Origin of the sequence: Pseudodesulfovibrio karagichevae (assembly GCF_041414475.1) — a bacterium.
GTDB lineage: Bacteria > Desulfobacterota > Desulfovibrionia > Desulfovibrionales > Desulfovibrionaceae > Pseudodesulfovibrio > Pseudodesulfovibrio karagichevae.
Genome location: NZ_JBGLYH010000014.1, coordinates 30,477 through 48,167 on the forward strand (window position 1 = coordinate 30,477; position 17,691 = coordinate 48,167).

Below are 17,691 nucleotides of genomic sequence, written 5' to 3' on the forward strand. Positions count from 1 at the left end.
AACCCTGGATCGACGGCCTAGAAGCCGACCGCGAAGGGGTGGCGGCTCTCCCCACGGGACCCGGCGTACTTCCAAAGCGGCTCGCCTTCCGGAAAAGCGCGCCCTCTACTTTCCCCAGGTTGGAGCCGCCCCGAGCGGATCGGATTCTCGCCGGCGATCCCTCGGGCGGCCACACCGCGCGCAAGGCCCTTTTTTGGTTCTTTTTTGGGCAAGCAAAAAAGAACCGCCGCCCGCGCAGGGCATGGAGCAAGTGCAGGGGCGCAGCCCCGCACGGCGGCTCTCGGAGGCTGAAGGAGGTGCAACCCCCTTCACCGGCTCTCGCGCGCCGCAGGCGTACTCTTCCCCTTCCCCCTGACCTCTGGTAGAGATCAACCCAAGGAGAACCCATGGAAAAGTTGAAACTGGTCCAGATGGTCAAAGCCGCGGGCTGAGCGGCGAAGATCACTCCAGGGGACCTGGAGATCGCACTTTCGGGCCTGGGGGTCCGACCCGACAACCGCGTGCTCGCCGGAGGCCCCGGCGACAACGAGGACGCGGCCATTTTGTCTTTTCCGGCGGGCAAGGCCCTGGTCCAGACCGTGGATTTCTTTACCCCGGTGGTCAACGATCCCTACAAGTTCGGCCGCATCGCGGCGGCCAACGCCCTGTCCGACGTCTACGCCATGGGCGGTGAGCCGTGGGCGGCCATGAACATCGTCTGCTTCCCGGCGGACAAGCTGCCCATGACCGTGCTGGCCGAGGTGCTGCGCGGCGGCAAGGACACCGTGGAGGAGGCGGGCGCGGTGCCCAGCGGCGGGCACAGCGTGGACGACCCGGAGATCAAGTACGGCCTGGCCGTATCCGGGATCGTGGACCCGGACCGTTTCGCCTCCAACCGGGGCGTCCGGCCCGACGACGCGCTGATCCTGACCAAGCCCATCGGCACGGGCGTGCTGGCCACGGCGGTCAAGGGCGAGATGCCCGGCTGCGACGAGATGGAGGAGCTGCTTTTCCGGACCTGCGGGCGGTTGAACAAGACCGGCGGCGAGGTCATCCGCGAACTCGGCCTGACCGGGGCCACGGACATCACCGGGTTCGGCCTGGGCGGGCACATGATCGAGCTGGCCGAGGCCAGCCATGTGACGCTCGAGCTGCGCATGCGCGACGTGCCGCTGCTGCCCGGCGCGCTGGACATGGCCTCCATGGGGCTGCTGCCCGCCGGGTCCATCTGCAACCGCAGGCACTACCTGCCCAAGGTCAGGGTGGCCGACGGGCTCGACCCCGTGCATTTCGACATGATGTTCGACGCCCAGACCTCGGGCGGCCTGCTCCTGGCCGTGCCCGCGGGGCTCGTGGACCGGGCCATGGCCATGCTCCAGGACGCCGGGGAACCCGCCGCCCTGGTGGGCCGGGCGCTGTCCTGCGGCCCGGGGGACCCGCCCCTGTCCATCCTCTAGGGGAGCCTAGGCTTCGGGGCCTTCCATGACCCGTTCTATTTCCTGCTGCAGACGGTCTATCTCGAAGGGTTTGGACACGTAGCCGTTCATGCCCGCCGCGATGAAGCGGTCACGGTCGCCCTGCATGGCGTGGGCGGTCAGGGCGATGACCGGGATGTCCAGGCCGAGGTCGCCGCGTATGACCTTGGTGGTGGCCACGCCGTCCAGGCCGGGCATCTGGATGTCCGACAGGAAGAGGTCGAAGGACTGCTCGCGGAGAATCTTGATGGCCTCCTCGCCGCTGCCCACGCACACGGCCCTGTGGCCGAGCTTTTCCAGGATGCGCTGGACGACCACGCGGTTGACCCGCTCGTCCTCGGCCACCAGGATGGACAGGCCGCCGTTCCGGGACGGGACCACCTGGTCGTGGGCCGGATCGTCCGGCAGCTCGGCCAGGCGGGACTGGATGGTGAAATAGATGGTCGTGCCCTCGCCCTCTTCGGTGTCCACGCTGATGGAGCCGCCCATGAGCTGGACCAGCCGCCGGACGATGCCCAGCCCGAGGCCGGTGCCCTGGTACTTGCGGGTGGACGAGCCGTCCACCTGGGTGAAGGGATCGAACACGGCGTTGACCTTGTCGCGGGGGATGCCGATGCCGGTGTCCGAGACCTCGAAAAGCAGCCGGACGGTGCCGTTCGCCGCCCCGGACTCCAGCGGGTGGGCCCGGACCTCGATGGAGCCGCTCTCCGTGAACTTGACCGCGTTGCCCACCAGGTTGAAGAGAATCTGCCGCAGCCGTCCCTTGTCGGCCACGAAATGGCGGGGCAGGTCCTCGTCGATCTCCCAGCGCATGGACACGCCCCGCTCCTCCACGGAGTGGCGGAAGGTGGAGACCACCTGGTCCATGACCTCGCCCAGTTCGAAGGGAATGGCCTCCAGTTCCAGCTTGCCCGACTCCACCTTGGACAGGTCCAGGATGTCGTTGAGCACCTGGAGTAGGCTGCGGCCCGAGTTCAGGGCCGTCTCCAGGTAGTCCCGCTGGGTAGGCTCCAGCGCGCTCAGCTGCATGAGCTGGAGCATGCCGAGCAGACCGTTGAGCGGGGTGCGGATCTCGTGGCTCATGTTGGCCAGAAATTCGTTCTTGGCCAGGCTGGCCGCCTCGGCCTTGGCCATGGCCTTTTCCAGCTCGGCGGCCATGCTCTTGATCTCGGTGATGTCCGCGGCCATGTGCATGTGCACCAGCCGCCCCTCCAGCCAGCGGATGGCCCGATCGTGGTTGAGGTGCCAGCACTGGCGCTTCTCGTAGAACCGCTCCGAGACCAGGGTGCCCACGGGTTCGCCGTTTTCGTCCACCAGCCGGGGCTTGGGACAGCGCGGACAGCGCTCGTCCAGGCCGCGGATGACCTCGTGGCAGACCATGCCCTCCTCGATGGGGCCGTAATGATCGCGCATGCAGGCGTTCATGAACAGGATCTCGTTGGTCACGAAATCGCTGACGTAGATGTCCGCGCTGATCCCGTCCAGGATGTTCAGCAGCCGCTCGTGGGCCTGCTTGACCTCGGTGATGTCCGCGATCATGGCGAACGCCCCGAGCAGCCTGCCGTCCTCGGCCATGAGCGGCGTGGACGAGACCATGCCCCAGATTTCGGTTCCGTCCCTGCGCTGGAACCGGCGCTCGTAGCGCTCGCGCTGGCCCAGCCGCCGCTCCTCAATACGCCGCAGGTTGTCCTCCCAGTCCAACGGAGCCACGAAATCGAGCAGGCTCCGGCCGATGATCTCCTCCACCCGGCAGCCGAAGAAGTCGGCCACGATCTTGTTGGCGTAGGTGACGACCTGGTTGGCGTCCAGGCCGAGGATGCCCTCGTTGGCGGTCTCGACGATGAGCCGGTACTGCTCCTGGGTCTTCTTGCGGGCCTCCTCGGCGAACCGCGCCTCGGTCACGTCCCGGCCGTACACGGCGATGGCCGTGACCTCGCCCCCGTCCACCACGGGATAGATGACCCCGTCGAGAATCCTCCCGGACCAGACCACCTGTTCGGCCATCAGGGCGCATGTCTCGACCACCCGGGCGAAGGTTTCGCGGATCATGGGCTGCATCCCCTCGGGGATGAAATCGAAGACGCTCCGCCCGGCGTCCGCCTCCTTGGGCAGGCCGAGGAACCGGGCCATGTTCTTGTTCATGGCCAGGACCGTGCCGTCCACCTTGAACAGCCCCACGGAATCCTCGGTGGCGTTGATCATGGACTGCAGGAAATGCTCGCTGGTGCGCAGCCGTTCCTCGATGCGCTTGCGCTCGGTGATGTCGCGGGTGGCGCCGATGTAGCCCACGGCGTTGCCGTGATCGTCCCACAGCCTCCGGGCCATGGACTCGCCCCAGATCAGGGAGCCGTCCTTTTTCCGGAAGCGCATCTCCAGCCGTATGGAGGCCGAGGGGTCCACCAGTCCGTTCAGTCCGGCGTCCACCTCGACCCAGGCGTTCCGGCTCTCGATCAGGGAGTCGTGGGCCACGGCCTCGTCGGCGCGCATGCCGACCATCTCCTCGGGCGTGAACCCCCGGACGCGCTTCACAGACGGGCTGACGTAGGTGTACCTGCAGTCGTTGTCCATGGTCCAGATGACGTCGGTCGCGTTCTCGGCCAGGAAGTGGTATTTCTCCAGGTTGTCGCGGGCCATTTTCTCGGCCGCGCGCCGGTCGGTGATGTCGCGGAAGATGCCCCACAGGGCGGCAGGCCTCCCCGACTCGTCGCGCTGCAGCCAGCAGCTGACCTGAATCAGCAGTTCCCGGCCGTCGCCGGTGACGAGCCCCTTTTCGAACTCCTGGGAGGAGTCGTCGGATTTGAGCAGGCGGCGGAGCAACTCGCGCTCCCGCGTCCATTCGTGCTCGGGCGTGAAGTCGAGCACGGTCCTGCCGATGACCTCCCGCCGCTCGCGCCCGACCAGGTCGCAAAAGGCCTGGTTGGCCTCGAGGATGGCCCCCCGGGCGTCGGTCTTGACCACGCCGTCGCCCAGCGCGTCGCACAGCCCCTTGAAACAGACGGGATCAATGAAAGACCCTCCCCGGCCGGGCCGGGGCGAGTCCTCGGAGGGAGGTTGGACCCTTTCGTTCGATTCAGAATGAGTCATAGGCTCTTCCATGTGACAATACCTATCACCTACTGGAATTCACCCATATTTACCACTCAAAAACCCATTATATTTCGTCACGGGTTGAATCCGGTGGAAATGGCGGGTACGCTCATAAGGCCCCTCCGCAGAGAGGGTCCCATGACAACCGCAACCTCGAGGAAGCCATGCAATCCGACCGATACATCCTGCTCGAAGACGAATACGGCGCCCACAACTACAAGCCCCTGGACGTGGTCATCGAGCGCGGCCGGGGCATCTGGGTCTGGGACGTGGACGGCAACCGGTACATGGACTGCCTGTCCGCCTACTCGGCCGTGAACCAGGGCCACTGCCACCCGAAGATCCGCCGGGCCCTGGTGGAGCAGGCCGAGAAGCTGACCCTGACCTCGCGCGCCTTCCGCAACGACCAGCTCGGCCCGCTCTACAAGGAACTGTGCGACCTGACCAACTCCCACAAGGTCCTGCCCATGAACTCCGGGGCCGAGGCCGTGGAGACGGCCATCAAGGCCGTGCGCAAGTGGGGCTACCAGGTCAAGGGCGTGCCCGAGGACAAGGCCGAGATCATCGTCTGCCGCAACAACTTCCACGGCCGGACCATCACCATCATCTCGTTCTCCACCGATCCGGTGTCCACCACCGGCTTCGGCCCGTTCACCCCCGGCTTCAAGGTCGTCGACTTCGGCGACGCCCAGGCCCTGGAGCAGGCCATCACCCCCAACACCGTGGCCTTCCTCGTGGAGCCCATCCAGGGCGAGGCGGGCGTGATCATCCCGCCCGACGGCTACCTGAAGGAGGTCCGGCGCATCTGCGATGATGCGGGCATCGTGCTCATCCTCGACGAGATCCAGACCGGCCTGGGCCGCACCGGGGCGCTCCTGGCCGAGGAGCACGAGGGCATCGAGGCCGACCTGACCCTCATCGGCAAGGCCCTGTCCGGCGGCTTCTACCCGGTCTCGGCCGTGCTCTCCAACACCGAGGTCCTTGGCGTGCTCAAGCCCGGCGAGCACGGCTCCACCTTCGGCGGCAACCCGTTGGCCTGCGCCGTGGCCCGCGCCGCCCTCAAGGTCCTGACCGAGGAGCGCCTGGTGGAGAACGCCCGCGAGATGGGCCAATACTTCCTGAAGGGGCTGAAGAGCATCGACAACCCCAAGATCAGGGAGGTCCGGGGCAAGGGGCTGCTCATCGGCGTGGAGTTCCACCCGGACGCAGGCGGCGCGCGGCGCTACTGCGAGCAACTCAAGGAGGCCGGACTGCTCTGCAAGGAGACCCACGAGACCATCATCCGCTTCGCCCCGCCGCTGGTCATCACGAAGGAGGACGTCGACTGGGCCCTGGAGCGGATCGCGCCGGTGCTGGGCCGGTGAGCGGCGGGCCCCCGGCCGTCGGACCGGGGAAAATATAATGTCCCCCCTCTGCCCTGCGGCGTATTTTTCTGATAACAGTGGAAATATCCGTAAAGCCGCGTATCGGGGCGGCGGAAAGGGAGGATTCCATTGCACGCGTCGGTCGGCCGACACCCCGAGGTCGGTCCCCCTCTGCGGACGCGGCGCGCGCCAATCCGAGACAGCCACCGAGGAGGCTCTCCATGATTGCAATGACCAAGGACAACATCGTCTTGAACGCGGAACCCTCCGGCAAGCTGCAGGCCATCGAGCAGGTCGGCGAACTCCTGGTCCGCAACGGCTATATCCGGCCCGAGTACATCGACAGCATGAAGCGGCGCGAGGAGGTGGCCAACACCTACCTCGGCAACGGCATATCCATCCCCCACGGCCTGCCCGAGAACCGGGACCACATCCTCAAGACCGGGGTCGCCATCCTCCAGGTGCCCGGCGGGGTGACCTGGAATCCCGGCGAGATCGTCAATCTGGTCGTGGGCATCGCCGCGAAATCCGACGAGCACATCGAGATCCTGACCAACCTGACCCACGTCCTCGACGACGAAAACACCGTCAGGCGGCTGACCGCGACGGACGATCCCTCGGACATCGTCCGGGCGCTCAGCGGCGAGGCCGGGGCCACCCGGCGTCCGGGGCCCGAACTCGACGTGGCCGACTTCGACCACTCCGTGGACGTCACGGTCATGAACCCGCACGGGCTGCACGCTCGGCCCGCCACGTTCTTCCTGGACATCGCCAAGCTCTTCGACTCGACCATCGTCGTGGAATTCGACGGCAGGTCGGGCAACGGCAAGAGCCTCGCCTCCCTGCTCAAGCTCGGCGTCGGGTCGGGCAGGATCATCCGCATCCACGCCAAGGGGGACGACGCCATGCAGGCGCTGAACGCCCTGAAGGACGCCGTGGACGCGGGCCTGGGCGAGATCGAGGAGGAAAAGGAGACGCCCAAGGCGGCGCACGGCTGGACGCCGAGCGAGGTCAAGCGGACCATACCCGGCTGCACGGCCTCCCCGGGGCTGGCCAGCGGCCCCATCCGGCAGTTCACCCACCGGCGCATCGTGGTCGAGGCCATGGCCAAGGACCCCGAGCACGAGCTCACCGAGCTGGGCCATGCCGTGGCCGCGGCCAAGAGCAACCTGCGCATGCTCTACAACGAGGTCCGGTCCCGGTCCGGCGAACCGCAGGCCGCCATTTTCCGCGCCCACGAGGCCTTCCTGGAAGACCCCGAGCTGCTGGCCGAGACCAAAAGCCGCATCCGGGGCGGCAACAGCGCGGGCTACGCCTGGCGGCAGGTCATCGACGACCGCGTCCGGGCCATGGAGCAGCACGACGACGAGGTCCTGGCCGCACGCGCCATGGACCTCCGCGACGTGGGCCGGCGGGTCCTGCGCCACCTGGCGGGCGTGCTCCAGGACGAGCCGTTCACGTCAAGCGAGCCGGTCATCCTCGTGGCCGAGGACCTGACCCCCTCGGACACCGCCCTGCTCGATCCCGCGCTCATCCTCGGGTTCTGCACCTCGGGCGGCGGGCCCACGTCGCACTCGGCCATCATCGCCCGCTCCCTGGACATCCCGGCCATCGTGGCCGCTGGCCCGGCCGTGCTCGAAATCGAAGACGGGACCATGGCCATCCTCGACGGCGACGGCGGCAACCTCTACCTGGAGCCCAGCCCGGCGGACATCGAGACCGCCGCCGAGGCCCGCAAGCGCATCGAGGCGGAACGCGACGCCGAATACCGGACCCGGTACGAACCGGCCCTGACCCTGGACGGCGAGCGCGTCGAGGTGGCGGCCAACATCGGCAAGGCCAGCGAGGCGGAACGGGCCGTGGAGGGCGGCGGCGAAGGCGTGGGCCTGCTGCGCACGGAATTTCTCTTCCTGGGCCGGGAGACCCCGCCGGACGAGGACGAGCAGTACCGAAGCTACAGGGCCATGATCGAGGCACTCAACGGGCTGCCCCTGATCATCCGCACCCTGGACATCGGCGGGGACAAGGCCGTGCCCTATCTGGACCTGCCCGCCGAGGACAACCCGTTCCTGGGCGAGCGCGGCATCCGGCTGTGCCTGAACCGCCCGGAACTCTTCCTGACCCAGCTGCGGGCCATCTACCGCGCCTCCAGGCACGGCCCGCTGCGCATCATGTTCCCCATGATCGCCACCCTGGACGAGCTGGCCGCCGGAAAGCGGCTGGCCGAGAAGGCGCGCATCGAGGTCGGGGCCGAGCCCGTGGACATCGGCATCATGGTCGAGGTCCCGTCCGTGGCCGTCATGGCCCGCGAGTTCGCGAAAGAGGTGGCCTTCTTCTCCGTGGGCACCAACGACCTGACCCAGTACGTCATGGCCATGGACCGGGTGCACCCGACCCTGGCCGCGCAGGCGGACAGCCTGCACCCGGCGGTGCTGCGGATGATCGACCAGGTGGTTCGGGCCTCGGACGAGGCGGGCATCTGGACCGGCGTGTGCGGCGGGCTGGCCGGGGAGCCGCTCGGCGCGGTCATCCTGGCCGGGCTCGGCGTCAAGGAACTGAGCATGGTCATCCCGAGCATCGCCCCGGTCAAGGCCCGGATCCGGTCTATCACCATGGCCCAGGCCAGGGAGATCGCCCGGCAGGCGCTCGCCTGCGCCGACAACAACCAGGTGCGGGCCCTCAAGCTCCCCTAGCGAGGCCGCCATGCAGAGCACGAAGACAGGCCTCGTCACCGTGACCATGAACCCGGCCATCGACCTGGCCTGCACGGTCCCCGGGTTCGCGGCCGGGGCGGTCAACCGCGTGGCCGAATACCGCTCCGACGCGGCGGGCAAGGGCGTGAACATCGCGGGGCTGCTGCGCAAGTTCGGCCTGCCGGTAACCGTGACCGGCTTCCTGGGCACGGAGAACGCCCGGATCTTCGAAAAACGGTTCTCGGACCTGGGCGTGACCGATGCCTTCGTCCGGGTCCCGGGCGAGACGCGCATCGGCATAAAGGTCCTCGACCCCGAGAGTCGGTCTACCACGGACATCAACTTTCCCGGCCTGACGCCGGACGCGAGCCACCTGGACCGGCTCACGGAGACGGTCGCCCGGCTGTCGCGCGAGGCCGCCGTGGTGGTCGTCGCGGGCAGCCTGCCCGTGGGCGTGGCCCCGGAGGAGGTCGGCCGCCTGATCGGCGTGATCAAGGCGCAGGGGGCAAGGGCTGTGGTCGACACCAGCGGCCCGGCCCTGGCCAGCGCCGTGCGCGCCGCGCCGTGGCTGATCAAGCCCAACGACGACGAACTGGCCGAGCTGGTCGGCCGCCCCACGGGCGACCTGGACGACCTTGTGGCCGAGGCGCGGCGCATGAACGCCGAGGGCATCGCCACCGTGGCCGTGTCCCTGGGGGCGCGCGGGGCGGTCTTCGTGGAGGACGGCCAAGCCCTGCTCTCCCGGCCGCCCAAGGTCGAGGCCGTCAGCACGGTCGGGGCCGGGGACGCCATGATCGGCGGCCTGGTCGCCGGGATGGCGCTCGGCCTGCCCCTGGAGGAGCGGGTCCGCCTGGCCACGGCCCTGGCCGCCGCCACCGTGATGCAGGCCGGTCCGGCCATAAAGGACCTCAACGCAGCAAAGGTCTTGGAAGCGCGAATAGAAATCACCAATCTCCAGAAGGGAGGGTAATCGCCATGTCCAGAATCGTCGCAGTCACCGCCTGCCCCACCGGGGTGGCCCACACCATCATGGCCGCCGAGGCGCTGAAGAAGGTCGGCGCGAGCATGGGCCATGACGTCGAGGTCGAAACCCAGGGCGCGGAGGGGGCCAAGTACGTGCTCTCCCAGGAGTGCATCAACGCCGCGAGCGTGGTCATCATCGCGGCCGACATCCACGTGGACCCCACCCGGTTCCAGGGCAAGCCGCTCTACGCCGTGACCACCAGCGAGGCCATCCGCAAAACCAGGGAGGTGATCACCGCCGCCCTGGCCGAGGCCGAGGAGATGACGGCGGCCAGGAATCGGGCCGCGCCCTCGAACGAAAGAAAGTTCATCGTCGGCGTGACCTCCTGCCCCACGGGCATCGCCCACACGTTCATGGCTGCCGAGGCCCTGCGCAAGGCGGGCGAGGCGCTGGGCCACGAGATCAAGATCGAGACCCAGGGGTCGGTGGGGGCCAAGAACGAACTCACCGAAGAGGACATCGCCCGCGCGGACGCGGTGGTCATCGCGGCCGACGCCTTCGTGGACGTCAACCGGTTCGCCGGGAAGCCGCTCTACGAGACGACCACCAAGGCGGCCCTGCACGACGGCGCGCAGGTCATCAAATCCGCCCTGTCCGCCGCGCCGGGCGCGAAGAAGGACCTGGCCAGCAAGGTCTCGGAGCTCAAGAAGGAGCGGTCCGCAGGCCGGACCGGGCCCTACCGCCACCTGATGACCGGCGTGTCCTACATGCTGCCGGTGGTCGTGGCGGGCGGCCTGCTCATCGCCCTGGCCTTCGCCTTCGGCGGCATCTACGCGGGCGACAAGACCGGGACCTTCGGCTGGGCGTTGATGCAGATCGGCGGCGGGGGCGCGTTCTCCCTGTTCGTGCCGGTGCTCGGCGCCTTCATCGCCTACTCCATCGCCCAGCGGCCGGGCATCACGCCGGGCCTGGTCGGCGGCGCGCTGGCCACCACCGTGGGCTCGGGATTCCTGGGCGGCATCGTGGCGGGCTTCATCGCGGGCTACCTGACCCAGTTTTTGAACGACAAGATCAAGCTCCCGCATAACCTCGAAGGGCTCAAGCCGGTGCTCATCCTGCCGTTCATCTCGACGCTGATCGTGGGGTTGCTGATGATCTACGTCATCGGCCCGCCGGTGAAGATCGTGCTGACCGCGCTCTCGGAATGGCTGAAGAGCATGCAGGGCACCAGCGCCGTGCTGCTCGGGCTGCTGCTGGGCGCGATGATGGCCTTCGACATGGGCGGCCCGGTGAACAAGGCCGCCTACACCTTCGGCGTGGGGCTGCTCTCCTCGAGCATCTACGCGCCCATGGCCGCGATCATGGCCGCGGGCATGACCCCGCCGCTGGGCCTGGCCCTGGCCGCCACGCTGTTCAAGAGCCGCTTCACCGAGGACGAGCAGGAGGCCAGCAAGGCCGCCTTCGTGCTCGGCATCTCCTTCATCACCGAGGGCGCGATCCCGTATGCGGCCCGCGACCCGTTCCGGGTCATCCCGTGCATCATGCTCGGCTCGGCCGTGACCGGGGCCCTGTCCATGGCCTTCAAATGCACCCTCGTGGTCCCCCACGGCGGCATCTTCGTCCTGCCCATCCCCAACGCGGTCGGCGGCCTGGCGGCCTACGCCGCGACCATCGTCATCGGCTCCATCGTCACCGCCGGGGCCCTGTTCGTGGCCAAGCGGCCGCTGAAGACGGAGGCGGAATAGGACGGCGGACGGCCCGGGTTTGCTGCGAACGCCCTGAGGGGTTAGGCTTGCTCTGTATCGGAATGCGGAATCTTGTTTTGTTGTCAAAAGATCAAGCGAACAATGAACAATCCTTTTAACGGGAGGGTAAATGAGCTTCAAACTCACCGAGAGCGTCACCTGGGTCGGCAAGATAGATTGGGAACTGCAGAAATTCCATGGGGAGGAATACTCGACCTTCAAGGGGTCTTCCTACAACTCCTACCTGGTACGGGACAAAAAGATCGCCCTGATAGACACGGTATATGGTCCGTTTGGTGAAGAATTTGTTGCAAGCCTGGAGCGAGAGATCAATCCGGACGACATAGACTACATCGTCATGAACCATTGCGAGGTGGACCATAGCGGCGGACTCCCCGAACTCATGCGTCGCATACCGGACGTCCCCATCTATTGTTCGGCGCAAGCCGTGAAAATCCTGAAGGGATATTACCACTCGGATTGGAATTTCCAGGTCGTCAAGACAGGCGACACCCTCCCTCTGGGGGACAAGACTCTTTCCTTTGTTTCCGCGCCCATGCTCCATTGGCCGGACTCCATGTTCTCCTACATGGATAAGGAAAACGTTTTATTCAGCAATGACGCCTTCGGGCACCATCTCGCTTCCGACCTGATGTTCAACGACCTGGTCGATCAGGACGAGCTCTTGAATGAATGTATAAAATATTATGCAAACATTCTAACCCCCTTCAGCAAATTGGTGACCAAGAAGATCAACGAGATCATAGCCATGGGATTGCCGGTCGACCTCATCTGCCCCAGCCACGGCATCATGTGGCGGGACAATCCCCTTCAGATCGTCCAGAAATACCTGGAATGGGCGGACGACTATCAGGAAGATCAGGTCACCATAATCTATGACACCATGTGGAACAGCACGAGAGACATGGCCGAAGCCGTCGCAGCGGGCATCCGTCAAGCGAACGAACACGTGGTCATCAAGGTGCTCCATGTCGGGCAACGGGATAAAAATGACATTCTCACCGAGATCTTCCGCTCCAAAATGGTGGTCGCGGGTTGCTCCACCATCAACAAAGGCATCCTCTCCCATATGGCGGGCATGCTCGAAATGATCCACGGGCTGTCCTTCAAAAACAAGAAGGGGGCGGCCTTCGGGTCCTATGGCTGGTCGGGGGAAAGCGTCAAAATGATTTCCGACAGCCTGGAAAAAGCCGGGATCGAAGTCGTTGCGGACGGGTTGAAGGTCTTGTGGAAACCGGACGATGCGACCCGCCAACAATGCGAAGCGTATGGCCGGCAACTCGCAGAAAATCTATAACCAGAAGGATTTGATATGGGTGAAACGAAAAAGCTCGGCGTCTCTTTCCCTGTTGAGGAAGCCATCAAATACGCCGACGACTCCGTGGTAAGCCAGACACTGCTCAACAAGGAAACGGGAACAATCACTCTCTTCGCCTTTGACGAAGGACAGGGATTGAGCGAACACATGGCCCCTTTTGAAGCCGTTGTCCATATTCTGGATGGACAGGCCAGAATCACGATTGGCGGAGAATCCCTCAATGTCGGCACAGGCGAGATGATCATCATGCCCGCGAACGTCCCTCATGCCCTCCAGGCGGAACAAAGATTCAAGATGCTCCTGACCATGATTCGCGGGGAATAAAAAAAGATACATCGCGGATGGCCATGCGCGTAAGGACACCACGTCCTTACGCGCTTGCACGCCCCTGCCGAAGGCACCCAAAAAGTTTTGGAGATTCCAAAGAACCTTTTTCAAAAGGTTCTTTGGCCGTCGGAGACGCCCGCCCGGCGAGGGCCCGCCGGAGGCATTCCTCGCCTACGCCTTGCCCTCGGGCGCGTGTTTGATGAACGTGCCGTTGCGGTACTCCTCGAAGGCGATGTCGAGTTCCTCCCGGGTGTTCATGACGATGGGCCCGCGCCAGGCGATGGGTTCGCGCAGGGGCGCGCCGGAGACCAGCAGGAACCGGACGCCCCCGTCCCCGGCCTGGACCAGGAGCTGGGAGCCGTCGTTGAACAGGACGAGGTCGCGGTCGGCCACGGTTTTTCCGTCTATCTCGGCGCTGCCGCCGATGACGTAGACGAACACGGTATGGCCGGGCCGGGTGGCGTGCAGGAAGGCCGTATCCGGCGGCAGGGCGCAGTCCAGGTATTCGGGCTCGATGACGATCTCCTCCATGGGGCCCCGGATGCCGTCCACGGTCCCGGCGATGACCTTGATGGCCGTGCCGTCCGGCCGCCGCGCCACGGGGATGTCGGCGTCGGTGATGTCGCGGTAGCGCGGGTCCATCATCTTGTCGCGGGCCGGGAGGTTGGCCCAGAGCTGGAAGCCGTGCATGCGGCCCCGGCCGTCGCCCTGGGGCATCTCCTGGTGGATGATGCCGCTCCCGGCGGTCATCCACTGCACGGCCCCGGAGGTGATGACGCCTTTGTTGCCGAGGCTGTCGCCGTGCTCCACGTCGCCCAGGGTCACGTAGGTGATGGTCTCGATGCCCCGGTGCGGGTGCCAGGGGAACCCGGCCAGGAAGTCCTCGGGGTTGTCCGAGCGGAAGTCGTCGAGCATGAGGAACGGGTCGAACAGCTCGGTCTCGTAGTTGCTGAAGAGCCGCCGCAGCTTGACGCCCGCGCCCTCGGTCACGGGTTGACCCTTGAAGATCTGCCTGATCGTCCGTTGCATCCCGACCTCCCGGCGGCTGCGCCGCCTGTTCCGTTCCTTCCGGCGGGTATCCCGCCCTATTCCAGTCCCATGCCCGGATGGTGGGCCGGGTAGTCCATGGCTTCCTTGTGGCAGACGGTGCAGTTGCCGCCCGCGCCCAGGGGCATAGCCTCGTCCATGTACTGCAGCGGCATGACGTTGTCACGCGGCGTGGCCGGGTAGATGGCGTGGGGCGAGCCGTGGCACGCGCCGCAGTGCATGGCGTCCATGTCGTCGCGCCGGGCGGCGAACAGGCCGTCCGCGTCCTTGGTCCAGGTGTTGAAGGCCGAGTCCTTGTCCGGCGCGCCGAAGTCCACGTGGCAGGTCAGGCAGTCGGGCTCGTTGACCCACGGCTTGCGGGGCTTGATGGCCTCCTTGTTGGGCAGGGTCCGGGGGGTGATCCGAGCCAGGATGCGCCCCGCGCCGGGGACGCCCCGCTCCTGCTCGGCCTTGAGCAGGGAGATGCCCAGGTCCTCGATCATGCCGTGGCAGTCGGTGCAGGTGAAGCCCACTTCCTCGTGGCGGCCGCGCAGGGTGGACTGCGGGTGGCACTTGAGGCAGGAGTCCTCGGCCCCGCGTCCGGCCATGTAGATGGCGTGCACGCCGTGGATGGCGGCGGACAGATTGGGCTTGTCCGCGTTGCCTTCCACGCCCTGGAGGGGATCGTCGTGGCAGCTGGTGCACTCGACCACGCCCTGGGTCTGGGCCAGCCGGGTGGAGTTCATGCGGTCGTGGGTGGCCAGGATGTTCTCCACCGTGCCCTTGGTCACGCCCGAGCCGTCCCGGTTCCACTTGCCGCTGTGGCAGTTGAAGCAGCCCATCTGGTCCGAGGTGGGCGCGACCAGCCTGGCCGTGGCCAGGACCTTGCCGGAGTTGTCCGTGGCCGTGAGGGTGACCAGCGGCAGGGGGTTGTATTCGCCGTCCTTGACGTAGGGCGGGATGGCCACCCGGGCCTCATAGCGGCCCGCGTCCCCGTTCAGTTCGAGGGTGCCGGTCAGGGTGCTGTCGGCCTGGTCCGGCTCGATGGCGTAGGCGATGGTCACGTCGTCCATGACCCGTTCGGGCGAGGGATCGCGGCGCACCAGCTGGGCGCGGATGATGTTGGACGGCGGCAGCAGGGTCCACTTGTCGTTCTGGGAGAAGAAGCCCATGCCGCGCGAGCACCAGCCCACCAGGATGTATTCCGAGGTCTTGGGGTCGAAGGGCGCGGACGCGGGCTCGGTCTGCTCGGGGACCGGGGCGGCCTCCACCGGGGCGTTGCCGTTCAGGTCCTCGGCGATGTACCGGGCCAGGGCCTTGCGCTCGGCCGGGGTGCCGATGAACGGCGGCATGTACTTGTTCAGCTTGCCCATGCCGGTCAGGAACGCGTCCATGCCGTTGACGTCATACTGGGCCGTAACCTTGGTGATGTCGTTCATGGGCCCGCGCACCGAGTGGCAGGCCGAACATTCGAGCTGGAACAGGAACTCGCCCGCGACCTTGATGTTCGCGTCGGTGATGCCGCCGGCCAGTTCGGGCGGCGCCCATTTGGCCGAGGCGATGGCCCCGTTCCGGTCGATGACCGGCACGCGGGCCTTGAGAATGGAGGACGAGTAGACCGTATCCCAGATCAGGTACGGCTTGCGGCCCGCCTCGCGGATGAACTCGAAGGAGCCGAACAGTCCCTGGCCGATGACCAGGACCACCAGGGCCATGGTGAAGGACAGGGTCTTCGGGGTCTTCAGGGCCAGAAGCAGCCCGCCGAGGAGCGTGGCCGTGCCGAAGATCCAGAAATACTGCATGAAGTAGGCGACGCGGTTCGACTTGTAGACGATCATCTCGTACTGCCCGGGCGGCATGGAGGCCACATACCACCAGCCGGACAGGAACACGGCCAGCACGCCAAGCACGGTCCAGGCCGAACAGACCCGGACGGTGTGCAGGCGGGTGGGCTCGTCGTTGATGCGCGTGGCCGTGACGAAGCCGAACAGCCCGGCGCACACGGCCGAGAAGAAGGAGCGGAAGACCAGCGAGGGCCAGAAGGACGGGTTGAAGAAGCCGTCCCAGAAGCTCTTGGTCTCAAGCCAGCCGCCCGGGGTGAGCATGAAGCCGACAATCCCGTTGATCAGGAACAGGGACAGCCAGCCGAACAGGAAATAGAGCCAGCCCACGATCATGTGGTCGCGACGGTTCATCTCGTCCCAGGCGTAGTAGTAGATGATCAGGGCCACGATCTCGCCCAGGAAGCAGACCCACTCCGCCGCCCAGCCGAAGACGAACTGGTGGATGAGCGTGATGGTCGCCTCGGGCGCGAGCAGGGCCACGGTCAGCCAGATGGCCACGCCGGTCACGCCGCCGAAGGCCATGGTCAGGAGCAGGAAGAAGCGGGTGTGCTTCCGGGCGTACTCCAGCAGGTGGATGTTGTTCGACTTGTAGGCCGCCCGCTCGGTCAGGACCAGAAACAGGCCGCCGCCCACGGCGAAGTGGGCCACGTAGACGTGCACGGTGGCGATCAGTGCGATCCAGAAGCCGCCGCCCAGGGTGGTCAGGTGCCAGATGGGATATTCCATGGTCTACGCCCTCCCCTGCCGCGATTTGAAATAGAGCTTGAGCATGTAGGCGATGATCGCCCCGCCCCCGGCCACGAAGCCGAGGAAGAGATAGAAGGAGCCGTACTGGTTGGTCACGGGCACGGAGTCCATGGAGAACCACGGCTCCAGGTACAGGACCCGCACCCAGTGGCGGATGAAGGCCATGAGGAACACGGTCACGGCCGCCCAGCCCGCCACGCGCATGGGCTCCAGGCGGAAGCCCGCGTAGAGCAGGACGGCCGCCGAGGCCAGCCCGGCCACCAGGGTCAGGGTGGCGGGCAGGTTGCCGCCCATGAAGGCCAGCAGGACCTTGTCCGGCAGGGCCATCAGGAACCAGACGCCCACGGCCAGGTTGACCATGGTGCCCCGGGTGAACCACCACATGCCGGTCGCCTGGAATTCCTCGTTTTTCAGGTGGTTCCCGAGCAGGGCCACGAACAGCCCGCCCACGGCCAGTGCCCCGACCATCATGTGCAGGAAGCGGGGATAGATGGCCGGATCGCGCCAGTTGAGGAAACCCGCGTAGCCGTCGAAATAGGGCTGCCAGCCGTCGGGCCGGAGCATCAGGGTCATGTTGTTGGAGAACATGAAGCCCACGTAGACCAGGCCGAGCACGGACGAGCCGAACAGGGCCAGACGCATGCCCGGACCCATGCTTTCGTACTTGAACTTGTATAGATAGAAGCCATAGTATGAATAGAGAAGCACAAAGATGACGGCCAGCCACCAGCCGCCCATGAGTACGGAACTGACGTAGTCGAAGTTGCCGTAGTTGACCTGGAGAAAGAGGAGCGGGGCCACGCCCAGGTTGATGGTCAGGGCGAGGAGCGGGGGCAGCTTCATGCCCACCGCGCGGATGAGCCCGTCCCGGCCGCGAACGGCCTCGGCCAGCCCGATGGCCGCCGAGCCGAGCATGGCGTTCATGAACAGCACGTGCGCCGCAAAGGTGGTGATGAGCAGGACATCGAACCAGGCCCAATGTATGGGTATGGGTTCGGCCAGTGGGATGAGGGAGGCTGGGTTCACGACGTCACTCCTTGTGGCATGGCTGGTACTATATTGACCTTGTAGGTGATTTTCCGGTCGGACACAACACGACCC

Annotated in this window: 11 protein-coding genes; 7 read left to right on the top strand and 4 right to left on the bottom strand. The window is 66.1% G+C overall.

Features of this window, described 5'->3' with window-relative positions; translation table 11 throughout:
• Positions 1–386 precede the first annotated feature (386 nt).
• On the top strand, positions 387–1,436 hold the full coding sequence (selD, locus tag AB6M95_RS06995; protein ID WP_371386024.1) for a selenide, water dikinase SelD: 1,050 nt from the start codon (positions 387–389) through the stop codon (positions 1,434–1,436).
• 6 nt (positions 1,437–1,442) lie between these two features.
• On the opposite strand, the gene AB6M95_RS07000 is transcribed toward selD, so the two are convergent.
• Positions 1,443–4,538, bottom strand: a complete 3,096-nt coding sequence (locus AB6M95_RS07000) for a PAS domain S-box protein (RefSeq protein ID WP_371386025.1) — start codon at positions 4,536–4,538, stop codon at positions 1,443–1,445.
• 167 nt (positions 4,539–4,705) lie between these two features.
• Here AB6M95_RS07000 and rocD point away from each other — a divergent pair, with 167 nt between their 5' ends.
• The 6 genes from rocD to AB6M95_RS07030 all read left to right on the top strand — a co-directional run bounded on the left by rocD (position 4,706) and on the right by AB6M95_RS07030 (position 12,970).
• Entirely contained in the window at positions 4,706–5,905 is a 1,200-nt protein-coding gene (gene rocD / locus AB6M95_RS07005; protein WP_371386026.1) for an ornithine--oxo-acid transaminase, read from the top strand.
• 221 nt (positions 5,906–6,126) lie between these two features.
• A complete protein-coding gene (gene ptsP / locus AB6M95_RS07010; protein ID WP_371386027.1) occupies positions 6,127–8,598 on the top strand; it encodes a phosphoenolpyruvate--protein phosphotransferase in 2,472 nt (823 codons plus the stop codon).
• Positions 8,599–8,608: 10 nt separating this feature from the next.
• On the top strand, positions 8,609–9,568 hold the full coding sequence (gene pfkB, locus AB6M95_RS07015; RefSeq protein ID WP_371386028.1) for a 1-phosphofructokinase: 960 nt from the start codon (positions 8,609–8,611) through the stop codon (positions 9,566–9,568).
• A 5-nt stretch (positions 9,569–9,573) separates the two neighbouring features.
• Positions 9,574–11,307 (top strand): PTS fructose-like transporter subunit IIB, encoded by a 1,734-nt coding sequence (locus AB6M95_RS07020; RefSeq protein ID WP_371386029.1) that lies wholly within the window; start codon positions 9,574–9,576, stop codon positions 11,305–11,307.
• 130 nt (positions 11,308–11,437) lie between these two features.
• The gene (locus tag AB6M95_RS07025; RefSeq protein ID WP_371386030.1) at positions 11,438–12,625 is read left to right on the top strand and encodes an anaerobic nitric oxide reductase flavorubredoxin; all 1,188 of its coding nucleotides are present in this window, start codon (positions 11,438–11,440) and stop codon (positions 12,623–12,625) included.
• A gap of 15 nt (positions 12,626–12,640) precedes the next feature.
• The gene (locus AB6M95_RS07030; RefSeq protein WP_371386031.1) at positions 12,641–12,970 is read left to right on the top strand and encodes a cupin domain-containing protein; all 330 of its coding nucleotides are present in this window, start codon (positions 12,641–12,643) and stop codon (positions 12,968–12,970) included.
• Between the two features lie 174 nt (positions 12,971–13,144).
• Here the strand turns inward: AB6M95_RS07030 and AB6M95_RS07035 are convergent, their stop codons facing one another.
• From AB6M95_RS07035 to AB6M95_RS07045, 3 genes are read right to left on the bottom strand one after another with little or no spacing between them, the layout of a single operon-like run.
• On the bottom strand, positions 13,145–14,002 hold the full coding sequence (locus AB6M95_RS07035; protein WP_371386032.1) for a pirin family protein: 858 nt from the start codon (positions 14,000–14,002) through the stop codon (positions 13,145–13,147).
• 56 nt (positions 14,003–14,058) lie between these two features.
• Positions 14,059–16,569 carry a cytochrome ubiquinol oxidase subunit I gene (locus AB6M95_RS07040; RefSeq protein ID WP_371386033.1) on the bottom strand — a complete coding sequence of 837 codons (2,511 nt, stop codon included), beginning with the start codon at positions 16,567–16,569 and terminating at the stop codon, positions 14,059–14,061.
• A gap of 3 nt (positions 16,570–16,572) precedes the next feature.
• A complete protein-coding gene (locus AB6M95_RS07045; protein ID WP_371386034.1) occupies positions 16,573–17,616 on the bottom strand; it encodes a hypothetical protein in 1,044 nt (347 codons plus the stop codon).
• Positions 17,617–17,691: the final 75 nt, after the last annotated feature.